This is a genomic window from Pantoea rwandensis (assembly GCF_002095475.1).
Classification (GTDB): Bacteria; Pseudomonadota; Gammaproteobacteria; order Enterobacterales; family Enterobacteriaceae; genus Pantoea; species Pantoea rwandensis.
Window position 1 is genome coordinate 1 of sequence record NZ_MLFR01000006.1, and the last position, 14,922, is coordinate 14,922.

Consider the following 14,922-nt stretch of genomic DNA (forward strand, 5'->3'; position numbering starts at 1 on the left):
TGAAGATTCAGGCGAGGTGTTAATTCAGATGGTGGCGGGAGAAGGATTCGAACCTTCGAAGTCGATGACGGCAGATTTACAGTCTGCTCCCTTTGGCCGCTCGGGAATCCCGCCACTGGCCTGAATTAAAGTGCCTGAAAGCGGGGCGCATCATACCAAATGCGTTTGGACTGTAAAGCGCTGAAAACAAAAATATGAATCGTTTGACCACTTTTCATCCGTGGCGCTGAAGAGTTGCACAATTCAGCGCCCGGTGAAGACTAAAGAATGATGGTACGATTGCCATAAACGAACACGCGTTGACCCAGCACTTTATACAGTGCGCGGCTAAGCACATTTTTCTCAACATCGCGGCCTGCACGCATCATTTCTTCTGCGGTATAGCTGTGATCAACGTTTATCACGTCCTGCATGATGATTGGACCTTCGTCCAAATTATCATTCACATAGTGTGCTGTTGCACCGATGATCTTCACTCCACGCTCATATGCCTGATGATAAGGACGTGCGCCAATAAAGGCGGGCAGGAACGAATGGTGAATGTTGATGATCTGGTTCGGATAACGTTGAACAAAAGCGGGCGTCAACACGCGCATGTATTTTGCCAGCACGACATAATCGGGCTGGTAACGATCGATTTCGTCGCACATGCGATTGTCATGTTCTTCACGCGTCAGCCCTTCATGGCTCACCAGTGCAAACGGAATATCAAAGCGTTCGACCAGTGAACGCAGTGTTTCATGGTTACCGATGACGGCGGCGATCTCCATATCAAGACCACCGAAGGCGCTCTTCATCAATAAATCACCGAGGCAATGTGCCTCTTTGGTCACCAGAATGACCACTCGGCGGCGTCCGGCGCTCTGCAGTTCACGCACTGAACCCACTGGCAGTGCGCTATCAAGATCCGCCAGTAAGGTGTTGTCGTTGAAAATCCCTTCCAGCTCTGTGCGCATGAAAAAGCGCCCGGTACGGTGATCGACGAACTCATTGTTCTGCACAATATTGAGTTCGTGCTTGTAGCAAATGTTGGTGATCTTGGCGATCAGGCCTTTTGCATCTGGGCAAATGGTCCGTAAAACTTTTCGTTGCGTGTTTGGCGCTTGCATCTCGATCAGAGTCCTGTCAAAGCGATGAATGGTAAAGCCGTTGTGCATCTGTCCAGATTAACCACAACATTTTTTGTATTTTTTATCGGAGCCACAAGGACAGCGATCGTTACGCCCTAACTCTGGCGTTGTACCGTCGATATAGTACCAGCGTTGATCCTCACGAAGAAAGCGTGAACATTCATAGATGGCCGAAGCGCGGCCTTTTTCGAGATAGCGCGCAAAAAAAGTCACAAAGGCTTCATTCTCGTGGCTTCCATGATTACAACGGGTTACATTCAAGCCCAGCCATTCAGAGTCGATAAAACTTTCAGATAATAACGTCTCAAAGTCGGCCACGCGCTTGCTGGAGTGCCAGGTTGCCGCTAAGTAAGCCGCATTTTTTTCAACGTAGGCGGTATAACGGGAACGCATTAATTGTTCAGCGCTGGCAGGTATCTCTTGGCCGCTCAGAAAGGGTTGGCAACATAAGCTATACTGCTTTCCGCTGCAGCAAGGGCACTTTTCGGACACGTCATCTCCTGTGAGTGATTAAAGTTACTTAAAGTATGCGCTATGGTAGCCGACTGCTCGGTGTGATGCTACGTGCCAGACGAATCACGAGGTGCGATGAGAAAGGTAAGAATTGGGCTGGCCCTGGGCTCAGGTGCCGCTAAAGGCTGGGCGCACATTGGTGTCATTAATGCGTTGGAACGTGCCGGTATTGAGATCGATGTTGTAGCAGGATGCTCTGTTGGGGCACTGGTGGGATCCGCCTACGTTAATGGCCGCCTCGGTCTGATGGAAAAGTGGGTGAGTGCTTTTCGCTACTGGGATGTTATCCGTTTGATGGATCTCTCATGGCAGCGCGGCGGGTTGTTGCGTGGTGATCGCGTGTTCAGCCACGTTCGGCAAATCATTCCCAACGAACTGATTGAAGGTTGCGATAAGCCATTCGGAGTGGTTGCCTCTAATTTAAGTACCGGACGCGAGTTGTGGTTAACGGAAGGCGATCTCCACCAAGCGGTGCGCGCGTCATGCAGTATGCCAGGTTTATTACCCCCTGTTAGCTACAATGGTTATTGGCTAGTGGATGGGGCAGTCGTCAACCCGGTGCCAATTTCGCTTACGCGTGCACTGGGTGCAGACATTGTGATTGCGGTTGACCTCCAGCACGACGCGCATTTGATGCAGCAAGATCTACTTTCGGTCACGCCACAAAGTGGCGAAGAGGCCGCCGCAGCCGAAGCACTGAGCTGGGGCAAAAAATTGCGTCAGCGGATTCTGGGGTTAACGCATCGTCGGGCTAATCAGACACCCGGCGCAATGGAGATCATGTCTACCTCCATCCAGATCCTTGAAAATCGTTTGAAACGTAATCGTATGGCAGGCGATCCACCGGATGTCCTGATCCAACCATTTTGTCCGCAGATATCCACACTGGATTTTCACCGTGCAGAAGAAGCCATCGCGGCAGGTAAAGCCGCAGTTGAGAAAAAAATGGATGAACTATTACCGCTGGTCCGTAGCAGATAATCAGGTTGTTCATTCACAAGCACGACGACTTCAGTCAATTCTGAAAGGCGTAACTGCGTTTTATGAACCACTATTGAAATATCTGGTACACAGGGGAAGAGAATGGAAAAGCCACTAATCGGCAAAAAGATACTCATTGTCGAAGATGAGGTCGTTTTCCGTTCATTATTGGACAACATGCTGGCGAATCTTGGCGCCAGTACGCTGGAAGCCGGTGATGGCCTTGATGGCTTGAACTTGCTGTCGGCGCAAGCCGTCGATCTGGTGATTTGCGATCTGGAGATGCCACGCATGGGCGGTATCCAGTTTGTGGAGCGTATTCGCAGCCGTGGTAACACGGTACCGATCCTCATCATTTCCGCCACGCAAAATATGGCTGACATCGCACGTGTTCTAAGACTGGGAGTACAGGATGTTCTGCTCAAACCGCTGAAGAATCTCGAGCGGTTTCGTGAAGCCGTTTATGAATGCCTGTATCCCTCGATGTTCACTTCCAAAGTAGAGGAAGATGAGCAGCTGTTTCAGGATTGGGACGCGCTGGTCAGCGATCCGTCAGCCGCCTCAAAATTACTGAAACAGCTGCAACCCCCCGTTCAGCAAACCATCGCCAACTGCCGTATTAACTATCGCCAACTGACGATGGCAGAGCAGCCGGGACTGGTGTTGGATATCGCCGCGCTGTCAGACAATGATCTTGCCTTTTACTGCCTCGATGTGACGAGAGCGGGAGATAATGGCGTACTGGCTGCGCTGCTACTGCGCGCATTGTTCAATGGTCTGCTGCAAGAACAACTGTCTGGGCAGAAACAACGTCTGCCAGAGTTAAATGGCCTGTTACGCCAGGTCAACTTGCTTTTACGTCAGGCCAACCTGACGGGCCAGTTCCCGCTTTTGGTGGGGTACTACCATCGCCAGCTTAAAAATCTGATTCTGGTCTCTGCCGGACTCAACGCCACTTTGCACGTTAACACCCACCAAATACAACTCAGTAACGGGGTGCCGCTTGGTACTATGGGCAGCACTCACCTCAATCAAATCAGCCAACGTGCCGATGCCTGGCAGTGCCATGTTTGGGGCGCGGGCGGCAGACTCCGTTTGATGCTTTCGACTGAAGAATAAGCGGTCGGATTTATATTTTTCGCGGGTTGAAGACAGGGCCAAGGGTAAGCTTTACACTTGGGTAATAGTCTTAAATTCCGCGGATTAACTCCATCCAGGATAAATCCGCCTGATACTAACTGATATACTCATTTCGTTTTTAAACCGACATATCAAGTATTAACTTGAACGGCCTATTAAGAGAGGTATTTAGATGTCTGCCTATAAGTCTAAAGTAAAAAAAGCGGTAATCCCGGTTGCGGGTCTGGGTACGCGTATGCTGCCTGCTACCAAAGCGATTCCTAAAGAGATGTTACCGCTGGTCGATAAGCCGCTGATCCAATATGTCGTGAATGAGTGCATTGCTGCGGGCATTAATGAGATTGTACTGGTCACCCACTCATCTAAGAATGCTATCGAAAACCATTTTGATACCAGTTTTGAACTGGAATCTATGCTGGAAAAACGCGTTAAGCGTCAGTTGCTGGATGAAATTCAGTCAATCTGCCCACCGCATGTCACCATCATGCAGGTTCGCCAGGGTATCGCTAAAGGCCTGGGCCACGCAGTGATGTGTGCACACCCGCTGATCGGTGATGAGCCATTTGCCGTTATCCTGCCAGACGTCATCATTGATGAGTACGAATCTAATCCTACAAAAGACAACCTGGCAGAAATGCTGACGCGTTATGAAGAAACGGGCCGCAGCCAGATCATGGTTGAACCTGTTGCTGACGTAACCGCATACGGTGTTGTGGATTGCCAGGGTGCCGATCTTGCACCGGGCCAGAGCGCACCCATGGTTGGCGTTGTAGAGAAGCCGAAAGCGGCTGAAGCACCTTCAAACCTGGCTGTAGTAGGACGTTATGTTCTTTCTCCTGATATCTGGCCACTGCTGGCAAAAACCCCTCCAGGTGCTGGCGGTGAAGTACAGTTGACGGATTCCATTGCCATGCTGATGGAAAAAGAGACCGTCGAAGCTTACCACTTGACGGGTATCAGCCATGACTGCGGTAACAAACTGGGTTATATGCAGGCTTTCGTTGAGTATGGCGTTCGTCATCCGGTGTTGGGTAAAGACTTTACTCAATGGCTCGAAGGCGCTGTAGGCAACAAAAAGTAATTCATTAAACACAGGATAATTCAATGAAAGTCACTGTATTTGGTATCGGCTATGTCGGTCTGGTTCAGGCTGCGGTGTTAGCCGAAGTCGGACATGACGTTCTCTGTATTGATGTCGATGAAAAGAAAGTCGAAAACCTGAAGAAAGGTCATATTCCGATTTTCGAACCTGGTTTGACGCCGCTGGTGATGTCTAACTACGAGTCGGGCCGCCTCAAATTCAGCACCAATGCAGAAGAAGGTGTGAACCATGGCGTGATGCAATTCATTGCTGTGGGTACGCCGCCGGATGAAGACGGTTCTGCCGATCTGAAATATGTGACTGCGGTTGCGCGCACAATTGCATCGCACATGGATGGCCACAAAGTGGTTATCGACAAATCGACCGTTCCTGTAGGAACCGCCGACCGTGTGCGTGCGGTTATGCTCGAAACGCTGCAAAAACGTGATGCGAACATCCCGTTTGATGTGGTTTCTAACCCTGAATTCCTCAAGGAAGGGGCTGCAGTAAACGACTGTATGCGTCCTGAGCGTATTGTTGTGGGCACCGATAACGATGATGTGGTTGAACTGTTGCGTGAGCTGTATGAGCCATTCAACCGCAATCACGATCGTATGATCCTGATGGATATCCGCAGTGCGGAGCTGACGAAGTACGCAGCAAACTGCATGCTGGCAACCAAGATCAGCTTCATGAACGAGATCTCGAACCTGGCTGAACGTCTGGGAGCCGACGTTGAGAAAGTGCGTCAAGGGATTGGATCGGATTCACGTATTGGTTACCACTTCATCTATCCGGGCTGTGGCTATGGCGGTTCGTGCTTCCCGAAAGACGTGCAGGCGTTAATTCGTACTGCGGAGTCTATCGGTTACACACCTCGTCTGTTACAGGCGGTAGAAGACGTAAACGACTCGCAAAAGAACAAATTGCCAAGCTTTATTAAGCGTCATTTCGGCGATGATTTACGCGGAAAAACGTTTGCACTATGGGGTCTGGCGTTCAAACCCAATACTGACGACATGCGTGAAGCCTCCAGCCGTGTGCTGATGGAAACGCTGTGGGAAGCCGGTGCGTCGATTCAGGCGTTTGACCCAGAGGCGATGGAAGAAGCCCAGCGCATCTACGGTCATCGCGATGATCTCAAGCTAACGGGCACGAAAGAAGCAGCGCTGCAGGGTGCGGATGGTTTGGTCATTTGTACTGAATGGCAGAATTTCCGTGCACCAGATTTCGATGTCATCAAAACCGCGTTAAAACAACCCGTGATTTTTGATGGTCGTAACCTGTATGATCCGGAGCGTATCAGCAAACGCGGCTTTACTTATTACGCAATCGGCCGCGGAGCATCAATTCAAATTGTGTAATGAATGAGGGATGTATGAAGTTTCTGGTTACTGGCGCGGCAGGTTTTATTGGATTTCACGTGAGTCAGCGTTTACTGACTGCCGGTCACCAGGTTGTCGGCATCGACAATCTGAATGACTATTACGATGTGAGTCTCAAACAAGCCCGCCTGGATCAGATTGCTCAACATCCCGAGTTTATATTTGTGAAAATGGACCTGGCAGACCGCCAGGCCATTTCTTCTTTATTTTCCAGTCATGGTTTTGACCGCGTAATCCATTTAGGCGCGCAGGCGGGGGTTCGTTATTCCATTGAAAACCCACACGCCTATGCCGATGCCAACCTGATCGGCCATCTCAATATTCTTGAAGGTTGTCGCCATCATAAAATCGGCCACTTATTGTACGCCTCATCGAGTTCTGTATATGGGCTCAACCGCAAAATGCCATTTTCAACTGATGACTCAGTTGACCATCCTATTTCATTGTATGCGGCGACCAAGAAAGCCAATGAGTTGATGTCGCATACATATTCACATCTGTATCAATTGCCCACTACGGGGTTACGCTTCTTTACTGTTTATGGCCCATGGGGCCGTCCCGATATGGCGTTGTTTAAGTTCACTCGGGCAATGCTGGCAGGTGAAGAAATTGATGTGTATAACCGCGGGCAGATGACGCGCGACTTTACCTATATTGATGATATTGCAGAATCGATTGTGCGTTTGCAGAATGTGATTCCACAGGCAGATGAAAACTGGACGGTTGAAGACGGTTCGCCAGCAACCAGCTCTGCACCGTACCGTGTCTACAATATTGGTAATAGCCAGCCAACAAGCCTAATGACTTATATTGAATCACTGGAAAAAGCGCTGGGCATTGAAGCAAAGAAAAATATGCTGCCAATGCAACCTGGTGACGTGCCGGGCACCAGTGCCGATACACAGCCGCTGTTTGAGGCGATTAATTTCCGCCCGCAAACGGGGGTTGAAGAGGGCGTTCAGAGTTTTGTTGATTGGTATCGCCGTTTTTATCAGCAGTAACATTCAATAAAAAAGGAAGCCAGAGGCTTCCTTTTTCTTACCCGGTGTAAAGTGAAACCGCCAAGGGCATTTCACAATTCGAAGCACTGGAGAGATTACAGCAGGAAATCGTCCAGTTGTTTGCCTTGTTCTTCAATTGCTTTTTTAATCACAGCTGGCGTACGTCCCTGGCCTGTCCAGGTGCGGTTTTCGCCATTTTCATCAACGTAAGAATATTTTGCAGGACGTGCAGCACGCTTAGCTTTACCTGGTGCTTTGGTCTCTGAAAGTGCCTGCAGTAACTCATTAGGGTCAATACCATCTGCAATCAGCATTTCACGGTACTGTTCCAGTTTACGGCTACGCTCTGCGTTTTCAGCCTGCGCATGGGTATCTTCTTCACGACGTTCATTAACCACAACTTCGAGTTTTTCCAGCATCTCTTCCAGCGTTTCCAGAGTGCATTCTCGAGCTTGTGCGCGCAATGTACGGATATTATTAAGAATTTTAAGTGCTTCGCTCATTGTCCTAATCTCAAAATATAATAAATGGGAGTTGTTCTGCCGACTTATAATAGTGTCGCCAAAAAATAACTGCAATAGCCAGTTTAAAAAGCAAAACGTAAAGTAAAAGTCAGGAATGTCATTTTATAACGGTATGCATAATATATTTACCCTTTTTAGTTTTTTCACAAGCCTTGATTTACTGCGGTTCAGGGCAGAGCAATGTGCTTATCCTTACAGTTTGGCGGTAATAAACTGGAATAAGTTGTGAGCATTAGATGTTCTTTGTCAAAACGTGCTGTTCTACGAGTGGTGACAAAATACTAAGTCAGTCATGCCGTTAATTTGAGCAAACGATAAAAATAATGCATCGCTACAGAATCGCCTGTTTATGGTAGACTGCGCCTCATCTGATTTGCGCTGCGATGAGAATTTGCACATGGCTCAACTTTATTTTTACTACTCTGCAATGAATGCGGGTAAATCAACAGCTTTGCTTCAGTCGTCTTATAACTATCAAGAACGCGGCATGCGCACCTTGGTGTATACCGCCGAGATTGACGATCGCTTTGGTGCAGGTAAAGTCAGCTCACGTATCGGACTTTCGTCTCCTGCCTTCTTATATAACGCCCAAACGAAACTTGACCAAGAAATAGCGCAAGAACATGCGAAGCAAGCGGTTCATTGTGTACTGGTCGATGAAAGCCAGTTCCTGACACGCGAACAAGTTAGGTCGTTGTCAGATGTGGTCGACAATATGGATATTCCCGTTTTATGTTATGGATTGCGCACCGATTTCCGCGGTGAGCTGTTTGTCGGCAGCCAATATTTGCTGGCGTGGGCTGATAAACTGGTTGAACTCAAAACCATTTGTCATTGTGGGCGTAAAGCCAGCATGGTGCTCCGTCTCGATGCCAATGGAAAACCCTTCAGTGAGGGTGAGCAAGTGGTGATTGGTGGTAACGAGCGCTATATTTCGGTGTGTCGTAAACACTATAAGCAAGCAATAGATGAAGGTTCGTTAAATGCCATCTATGGTTCGCAGTTACCGCATAGCTGATGATTTAGATGTATAAAAAACCCGCCGTGGCGGGTTTTTTATATTAATGACACTTACGCTTTTTTGGTTTTCTTATCCACTTTCACCGCTTTCTCCTCGGTAATTTCAGCGGGAGAATTATCGGACTCGGAGAATTCACGTCCGTAGAAAGTATCAAGCATAATTTGTTTCAATTCAGCAATCAGCGGATAACGTGGGTTAGCGCCGGTACACTGATCATCGAAGGCATCGTCTGCCAGTTTATCCACTTTTGCCAGGAAGTCGGCTTCCTGTACGCCAGCTTCGCGAATTGAGGTTGGAATGCCCAGCTGAGTTTTCATCTCCTCCAGCCATGCCAGTAGTTTTTCGATTTTCTGTGCAGTGCGGTCGCCTTCGCTGCTGAGTCCTAAATGGTCAGCAATTTCCGCATAACGGCGGCGCGCTTGTGGACGATCATACTGGCTGAAAGCGGTCTGCTTGGTTGGGTTATCATTCGCGTTATAGCGGATGACGTTACAAATCAGCAGGGCATTTGCCAGACCATGTGGAATGTGGAATTCAGAACCCAATTTATGCGCCATTGAGTGGCACACGCCGAGGAAGGCGTTAGCAAAGGCAATGCCGGCGATGGTCGCAGCATTGTGCACACGTTCACGCGCCACAGGATTTTTAGCACCATCGCGATAACTGGCAGGCAAATTCTCTTTCAGCAGTTTTAACGCCTGAAGGGCTTGTCCATCAGAATACTCATTGGCCAGAACAGACACGTAGGCTTCCAGAGAATGCGTGACGGCATCAAGACCGCCAAAGGCACAGAGCGAACGTGGCATATCCATCACCAGGTTAGCATCGACAATCGCCATATCCGGGGTCAGGGCGTAATCTGCTAATGGATATTTCTGACCGGTGGCATCATCTGTCACCACGGCAAACGGTGTGACTTCAGAACCGGTACCGGAGGTGGTGGTAATCGCTATCATGCGCGCTTTGACGCCCATTTTAGGGAATTTATAGATACGTTTACGGATATCCATAAAGCGCAGCGCCAGCTCTTCAAAATGCGTTTCAGGATGTTCATACATCACCCACATAATTTTAGCGGCATCCATCGGTGAGCCACCCCCCAGCGCGATAATCACATCGGGTTTGAAACTGTTCATCTGCTCCGCACCTTTACGCACGATGCTCAGCGTCGGGTCTGCCTCCACTTCAAAGAAGACTTCAGTTTCGATGCCGTGGGCTTTAAGAACACGGGTGACCTGATCTGCATAACCATTGTTGAACAGGAAGCGGTCCGTCACGATGAAAGCACGCTTAGCGCCGTCGGTGGCAACCTCTTCAAGGGCAATAGGCAGCGATCCGCGACGGAAGTAGATAGACTTCGGAAGTTTATGCCACAACATATTTTCAGCTCGCTTGGCCACGGTTTTCTTATTGATGAGGTGCTTAGGTCCCACGTTTTCAGAAATGGAGTTACCGCCCCATGAACCACAACCTAACGTCAGGGAAGGCGCCAGTTTAAAGTTATACAGGTCACCGATACCGCCTTGAGAAGCCGGTGTGTTGATCAGAATACGTGCCGTCTTCATCTTGTCGCCGAAATAGTGCACGCGTTCGTGTTGGTTATCCTGATCGGTGTAGAGGCAGGATGTATGGCCAATACCGCCCATGGCGACTAACTTCTCAGCCTTATCTACCGCGTCGTGATAATCCTTAGCCCGGTACATCGCCAGAGTAGGAGATAGTTTCTCATGCGCAAAAGGCTCTGACTCATCCACCAGTTTCACTTCACCGATCAAAATTTTGGTGCTGGCTGGCACGCTGATGCCGGCTAACTCGGCGATTTTTGCGGCGGGCTGTCCAACGATAGCGGCATTCAGTGCACCATTCTTCAGAATGATGTCCTGAATGGCTTTCAACTCTTTACCTTGCAGCAAATAACCGCCATGGCTGGCGAAACGCTCACGGACGGCATCGTAGATTGAATCGACTACAATCACCGACTGCTCAGAAGCACAAATCACGCCGTTATCGAAGGTCTTTGACATCAGGATCGAGGCGACAGCGCGTTTAATATCTGCGGTTTCGTCGATCACGACCGGGGTATTACCGGCACCGACACCAATTGCGGGCTTACCTGAACTGTAAGCGGCTTTCACCATACCCGGTCCGCCGGTGGCAAGGATCAGGTTGATATCAGGGTGATGCATTAACTGGTTAGACAGCTCAACAGAGGGCACATCAATCCAGCCAATAATGTCTTTTGGCGCGCCAGCAGCAATAGCGGCCTGCAGCACGATATCGGCGGCTTTATTGGTCGCATCTTTAGCGCGTGGATGTGGAGAAAAAATAATGCCGTTTCGGGTTTTAAGGCTGATCAGTGCTTTGAATATGGCGGTTGAGGTGGGGTTGGTTGTCGGGACGATACCGCAAATCAGGCCAATAGGCTCTGCGATGGTAATTGTGCCGAAGGTGTCATCGGTGTCGAGCACACCGCAGGTTTTCTCATCTTTATAGGCGTTATAGATATACTCCGAAGCAAAGTGGTTTTTAATGACTTTATCTTCAACAATACCCATGCCGGATTCGGCAACGGCCATTTTAGCCAGTGGGATTCGCGCATCTGCAGCAGCCAATGCCGCAGCTCGGAAAATGGCATCAACTTGTTCCTGACTAAAGTTGGCGTATTCACGCTGTGCCTTTTTAACACGCTCAACCAGTGCATTAAGTTCGGCAACATTTGTAACGGCCATAGTGCTCTCCTGAAGGAAGTTAAACTCTTTTAGTAAGCAAGCCTGAGTTCGAAAGTATAGCCGCGCTATGCTTATACGTTGGTCAGGATGGTGAGTGACGCACCGTTGCTTACTAAAAGGGTTTTCAGGTCAAGAGCCTCGTCTCTCTGTCTCTGGTTTTGATGGGTAAAGATTACCCCCGATGAGGTAGGCTAATTTTGATGCAGATCAATCTGGAGCGAAGCTGACTCCATTCAGCAACCACTTTGGCAACTAAAGTAAGCAATTTTTCAGAGGGCGCAGAGGTAGGTGAGTGGGCTGGCGGTGGAGAGCGGATTTCTTCAGATGATTTCGCTAACTATCTGCGAAAATAGCAGCATAAATTTCTGCTTGCCCTACTGGTTTTTTTCTGGTTTTTGCACTACATTAAGCGCGATTTAACCCATTTGAATTTTCCGGAGCTGATTTTGAACCCTGTGCTACTTGATTTTTCCGGCTATATAAAATTTTTTGTCGGATTGTTTGCCTTAGTGAATCCGGTGGGAATTATCCCGGTCTTTATCAGCATGACCAGCTACCAAGCGGCCGTTGAGCGAAATAAAACCAATTTCACCGCGAATCTTGCGGTGGCAATCATTCTCTGGACCTCGCTGTTCCTGGGAGATGCGATACTCCATCTGTTCGGCATCTCCATTGATTCATTTCGGATTGCAGGTGGAATATTGGTGGTCACCATCGCCATGTCGATGATCAGCGGAAAGCTGGGCGAGGATAAGCAAAACAAGCAGGAAAAGTCTGAGACAGCCATCCGCGAGAGTATTGGTGTGGTGCCGTTAGCATTACCTCTTATGGCTGGGCCAGGCGCCATCAGCTCCACTATCGTATGGAGCACGCGTTATCACAGTTGGCCAAACCTGATTGGCTTCAGTGTGGCTATTGCCCTTTTCGCATTTTGTTGTTGGCTGCTGTTTCGTGCTGCACCTTTAATGGTGCGAGTATTAGGACAAACCGGCATTAACGTCATTACGCGTATCATGGGATTATTGTTGATGGCGTTAGGAATCGAATTTGTCGTCACGGGTATGAAAGCGATTTTCCCAGGACTTCTAAACTAGTCGTTCGGTTATTTCTCATTATTAAAATACTCTCGGTCCAAAAAGGTGCAAATTAAGAGTGGTTTGCACCTTTTTGGTGAAAGTATTCGCTTGGCTTAATACGGGCCCTCCATCATCACTTTTGCTACTCGTGCATTATTATTTACCACTTCATTTACTAATATCTGTGATAATTATCACAGTGTTTTTCACTATTTAAATCACGTTATCTAGAATCTAACCAAAATTTTTATCGATACGAATAATCTATTATGCCGACATGACGTGATTATGCAGAATGATTGCAATTGTAGGCTATTTATTCATTACTTTGCGCAAAATTACTTCTATATTTTAATTTAATTGTTATAAATCATTAAGATAGTCGATAATTTGATTTAAAAATTAACACTTTTACTAGGGTTATTTACGTGATAAAAGAGAATTAGCTAACATTTTTGTTGTTTGGCTTTGGCGTGCGGGCATCTGTTCTGATAATTTTCGGCACATCACAAATTTTTAATCTGTTAGTCGCAAATGAGTACGCTTCTTGCTTATTGGCTATCAGGTTTTTTGTTTAAGGTTGATCTTTGTTGATGAAAAGCATGGTAGCGAAAACGGCCGGACGGTATTTAGCGCTATGCCTGTCGAGTGTTGTAGTAGCACCCGGTCAGGCCGCGCAGGTTCCAACGGGCACACCTTTATCAGAAACTCAGCGCATAGTGATCAACAATGGCAGCGAAGTTGCCTCGTTGGATCCGCAGAAAACAGAAGGCGTGCCCGAATCCAATGTGATCCGTAATTTATTGGAAGGATTGGTAGAGACTGATAATGACGGGCAAATCGTGCCGGGTGTGGCGGCCACTTGGCACCAAGAGCAAGGGCGTGTTTGGACCTTTACGCTGCGGGATGATGCACGCTGGAGTAATGGCGAACCGGTCACCGCGCAAGATTTTGTCTACAGTTGGCAGCGCTTGGCAGATCCTAAAACTGCTTCTCCATATGCCAGCTATTTGCAAGCGGCTCATGTGGCCAATATTGACGCTATTCTTGCGGGCAAAGCACCTCCCACTGAACTGGGTGTTAAGGCACTCGACGCACATCACCTGCAAGTGACCCTCTCTGAATCCGTTCCCTATTTTATCGATATGCTGGCACATACCGCTATGAAGCCGGTTTATCGTTCTGCCGTTGAAAAATGGGGTGAGCAGTGGACGCAACCGCAGCACTATGTCGGCAACGGGGCCTATACGTTGGCAGATTGGGTGGTGAATGAAAAAATCGTGTTGAAGCGCAATCCCCAATACTGGGATAACGCGCATACCGTGATTGATGAGGGCGTTTTATTGCCCCTGACCTCTGAAAACAGTGACATTAATCGTTATCGCAGCGGCGGTTCGGACATGACGAATAGCGTTGTCCCCCCGGATTTGTTCAAGAAGTTGCAGCAGGATTTGGGTGATCAGGTCAAAGTCAGCCCATTGCTTTGCACCTTTTACTATGAAATTAACAATAAAAAGTCACCGTTTGATGATGCACGTGTTCGCACTGCCCTCAAGCTCACACTTGATCGTGACATCATCGCCAACAAGATCATGGGACAGGGACAGATTCCTGCCTACGGGCTTACGCCGCCTTTCACGCACGGTATCACTCCTGAAGCACCCGCTTGGTCGAAGCAAACCCAGGCTGAACGTAACGCCAGTGCGAAGCAGCTTTTGACTGAGGCAGGCTTCACTGCGCAGCATCCGCTGCGGTTTACCCTGCTATATAACACCTCGGAACAAAATAAACGCCAGGCGATTGCCGCTGCGTCGATGTGGCAAAAGAATTTGGGTGCGGAAGTGACGTTACAAAATCAGGAGTGGAAAACACTGCTCGAAACGCGTCATCAAGCGCAGTACGACGTGGTGCGTGCCACTTGGTGTTCGGACTACAACGAGCCGTCTACCTTCCTCAATATGCTGTTAAGTGACGCTTCGATTAACACTGCGTTTTATCGCAGTGAGGCGTTCGACAACCTCATGGCGCAAACATTAACCGCTGCCGATAACACGCAGCGTGCCGCGCTTTATCAACAAGCAGAAGCGCAGCTGGATAAGGATTCAGCCATTGTACCGGTTTACTACCGCGTCAGTGTGCGACTGGTGAAACCATGGGTAGGAGGGTTCACCGGTAAAGACCCGCAGGATATGCTGGCATTGAAATACTATTACATAAAGAAACATTGAGAAATGCGCTGATCCGGCGCTAAAGTCGGACGGCACAAAACTGAAGTAAACCCTGAAGGGTGGTAGTGGTCTCTGTTCAGACAGGCAGAGATCTCCCGGAAACGGGGTACGCT

Annotated in this window: 12 protein-coding genes and 1 tRNA gene; 8 read left to right on the top strand and 5 right to left on the bottom strand. The window is 48.6% G+C overall.

Annotation, left to right across the window (positions count from 1 at the left end; translation table 11 throughout):
- Window positions 1–29 precede the first annotated feature (29 nt).
- The 3 genes from HA51_RS08470 to HA51_RS08480 all read right to left on the bottom strand — a co-directional run bounded on the left by HA51_RS08470 (window position 30) and on the right by HA51_RS08480 (window position 1,622).
- Window positions 30–114, bottom strand: a tRNA-Tyr gene (locus tag HA51_RS08470).
- A gap of 146 nt (window positions 115–260) precedes the next feature.
- Window positions 261–1,109, bottom strand: a complete 849-nt coding sequence (gene purU, locus HA51_RS08475; RefSeq protein WP_084934245.1) for a formyltetrahydrofolate deformylase — start codon at window positions 1,107–1,109, stop codon at window positions 261–263.
- A gap of 57 nt (window positions 1,110–1,166) precedes the next feature.
- Window positions 1,167–1,622 carry a YchJ family protein gene (locus HA51_RS08480; RefSeq protein WP_084934106.1) on the bottom strand — a complete coding sequence of 152 codons (456 nt, stop codon included), beginning with the start codon at window positions 1,620–1,622 and terminating at the stop codon, window positions 1,167–1,169.
- A gap of 96 nt (window positions 1,623–1,718) precedes the next feature.
- On the opposite strand from HA51_RS08480, the gene rssA reads away from it, so the two are divergent.
- The 5 genes from rssA (at window position 1,719) to HA51_RS08505 (ending at window position 7,231) form a co-directional block, all read left to right on the top strand.
- Window positions 1,719–2,624, top strand: coding sequence for a patatin-like phospholipase RssA (gene rssA / locus HA51_RS08485; RefSeq protein ID WP_084934107.1), 906 nt, complete (start codon window positions 1,719–1,721; stop codon window positions 2,622–2,624).
- 102 nt (window positions 2,625–2,726) lie between these two features.
- Window positions 2,727–3,743, top strand: coding sequence for a two-component system response regulator RssB (gene rssB, locus HA51_RS08490; RefSeq protein ID WP_084934108.1), 1,017 nt, complete (start codon window positions 2,727–2,729; stop codon window positions 3,741–3,743).
- A gap of 193 nt (window positions 3,744–3,936) precedes the next feature.
- Window positions 3,937–4,845 carry a UTP--glucose-1-phosphate uridylyltransferase GalU gene (galU, locus tag HA51_RS08495; protein ID WP_084934109.1) on the top strand — a complete coding sequence of 303 codons (909 nt, stop codon included), beginning with the start codon at window positions 3,937–3,939 and terminating at the stop codon, window positions 4,843–4,845.
- Between the two features lie 23 nt (window positions 4,846–4,868).
- Window positions 4,869–6,209, top strand: a complete 1,341-nt coding sequence (locus tag HA51_RS08500; RefSeq protein ID WP_084934110.1) for a UDP-glucose dehydrogenase family protein — start codon at window positions 4,869–4,871, stop codon at window positions 6,207–6,209.
- A 14-nt stretch (window positions 6,210–6,223) separates the two neighbouring features.
- Window positions 6,224–7,231 (top strand): NAD-dependent epimerase, encoded by a 1,008-nt coding sequence (locus tag HA51_RS08505; RefSeq protein ID WP_084934111.1) that lies wholly within the window; start codon window positions 6,224–6,226, stop codon window positions 7,229–7,231.
- Window positions 7,232–7,326: 95 nt separating this feature from the next.
- Here the strand turns inward: HA51_RS08505 and hns are convergent, their stop codons facing one another.
- A complete protein-coding gene (gene hns / locus HA51_RS08510) occupies window positions 7,327–7,734 on the bottom strand; it encodes a histone-like nucleoid-structuring protein H-NS (protein WP_084934112.1) in 408 nt (135 codons plus the stop codon).
- 418 nt (window positions 7,735–8,152) lie between these two features.
- On the opposite strand from hns, the gene tdk reads away from it, so the two are divergent.
- Complete coding sequence (tdk, locus tag HA51_RS08515) at window positions 8,153–8,773, top strand: thymidine kinase (RefSeq protein WP_084934113.1); 621 nt, start codon at window positions 8,153–8,155, stop codon at window positions 8,771–8,773.
- 53 nt (window positions 8,774–8,826) lie between these two features.
- Here the strand turns inward: tdk and adhE are convergent, their stop codons facing one another.
- Complete coding sequence (adhE, locus tag HA51_RS08520) at window positions 8,827–11,505, bottom strand: bifunctional acetaldehyde-CoA/alcohol dehydrogenase (RefSeq protein ID WP_084934114.1); 2,679 nt, start codon at window positions 11,503–11,505, stop codon at window positions 8,827–8,829.
- 446 nt (window positions 11,506–11,951) lie between these two features.
- Between adhE and HA51_RS08525 the strand changes: the two genes are divergently transcribed.
- Together HA51_RS08525 and HA51_RS08530 are read left to right on the top strand one after the other, a co-directional pair.
- Window positions 11,952–12,599 (top strand): YchE family NAAT transporter, encoded by a 648-nt coding sequence (locus tag HA51_RS08525; RefSeq protein WP_084934115.1) that lies wholly within the window; start codon window positions 11,952–11,954, stop codon window positions 12,597–12,599.
- Window positions 12,600–13,183: 584 nt separating this feature from the next.
- Window positions 13,184–14,809 carry an ABC transporter substrate-binding protein gene (locus HA51_RS08530; RefSeq protein WP_425435712.1) on the top strand — a complete coding sequence of 542 codons (1,626 nt, stop codon included), beginning with the start codon at window positions 13,184–13,186 and terminating at the stop codon, window positions 14,807–14,809.
- The last annotated feature ends 113 nt before the right edge of the window (window positions 14,810–14,922 follow it).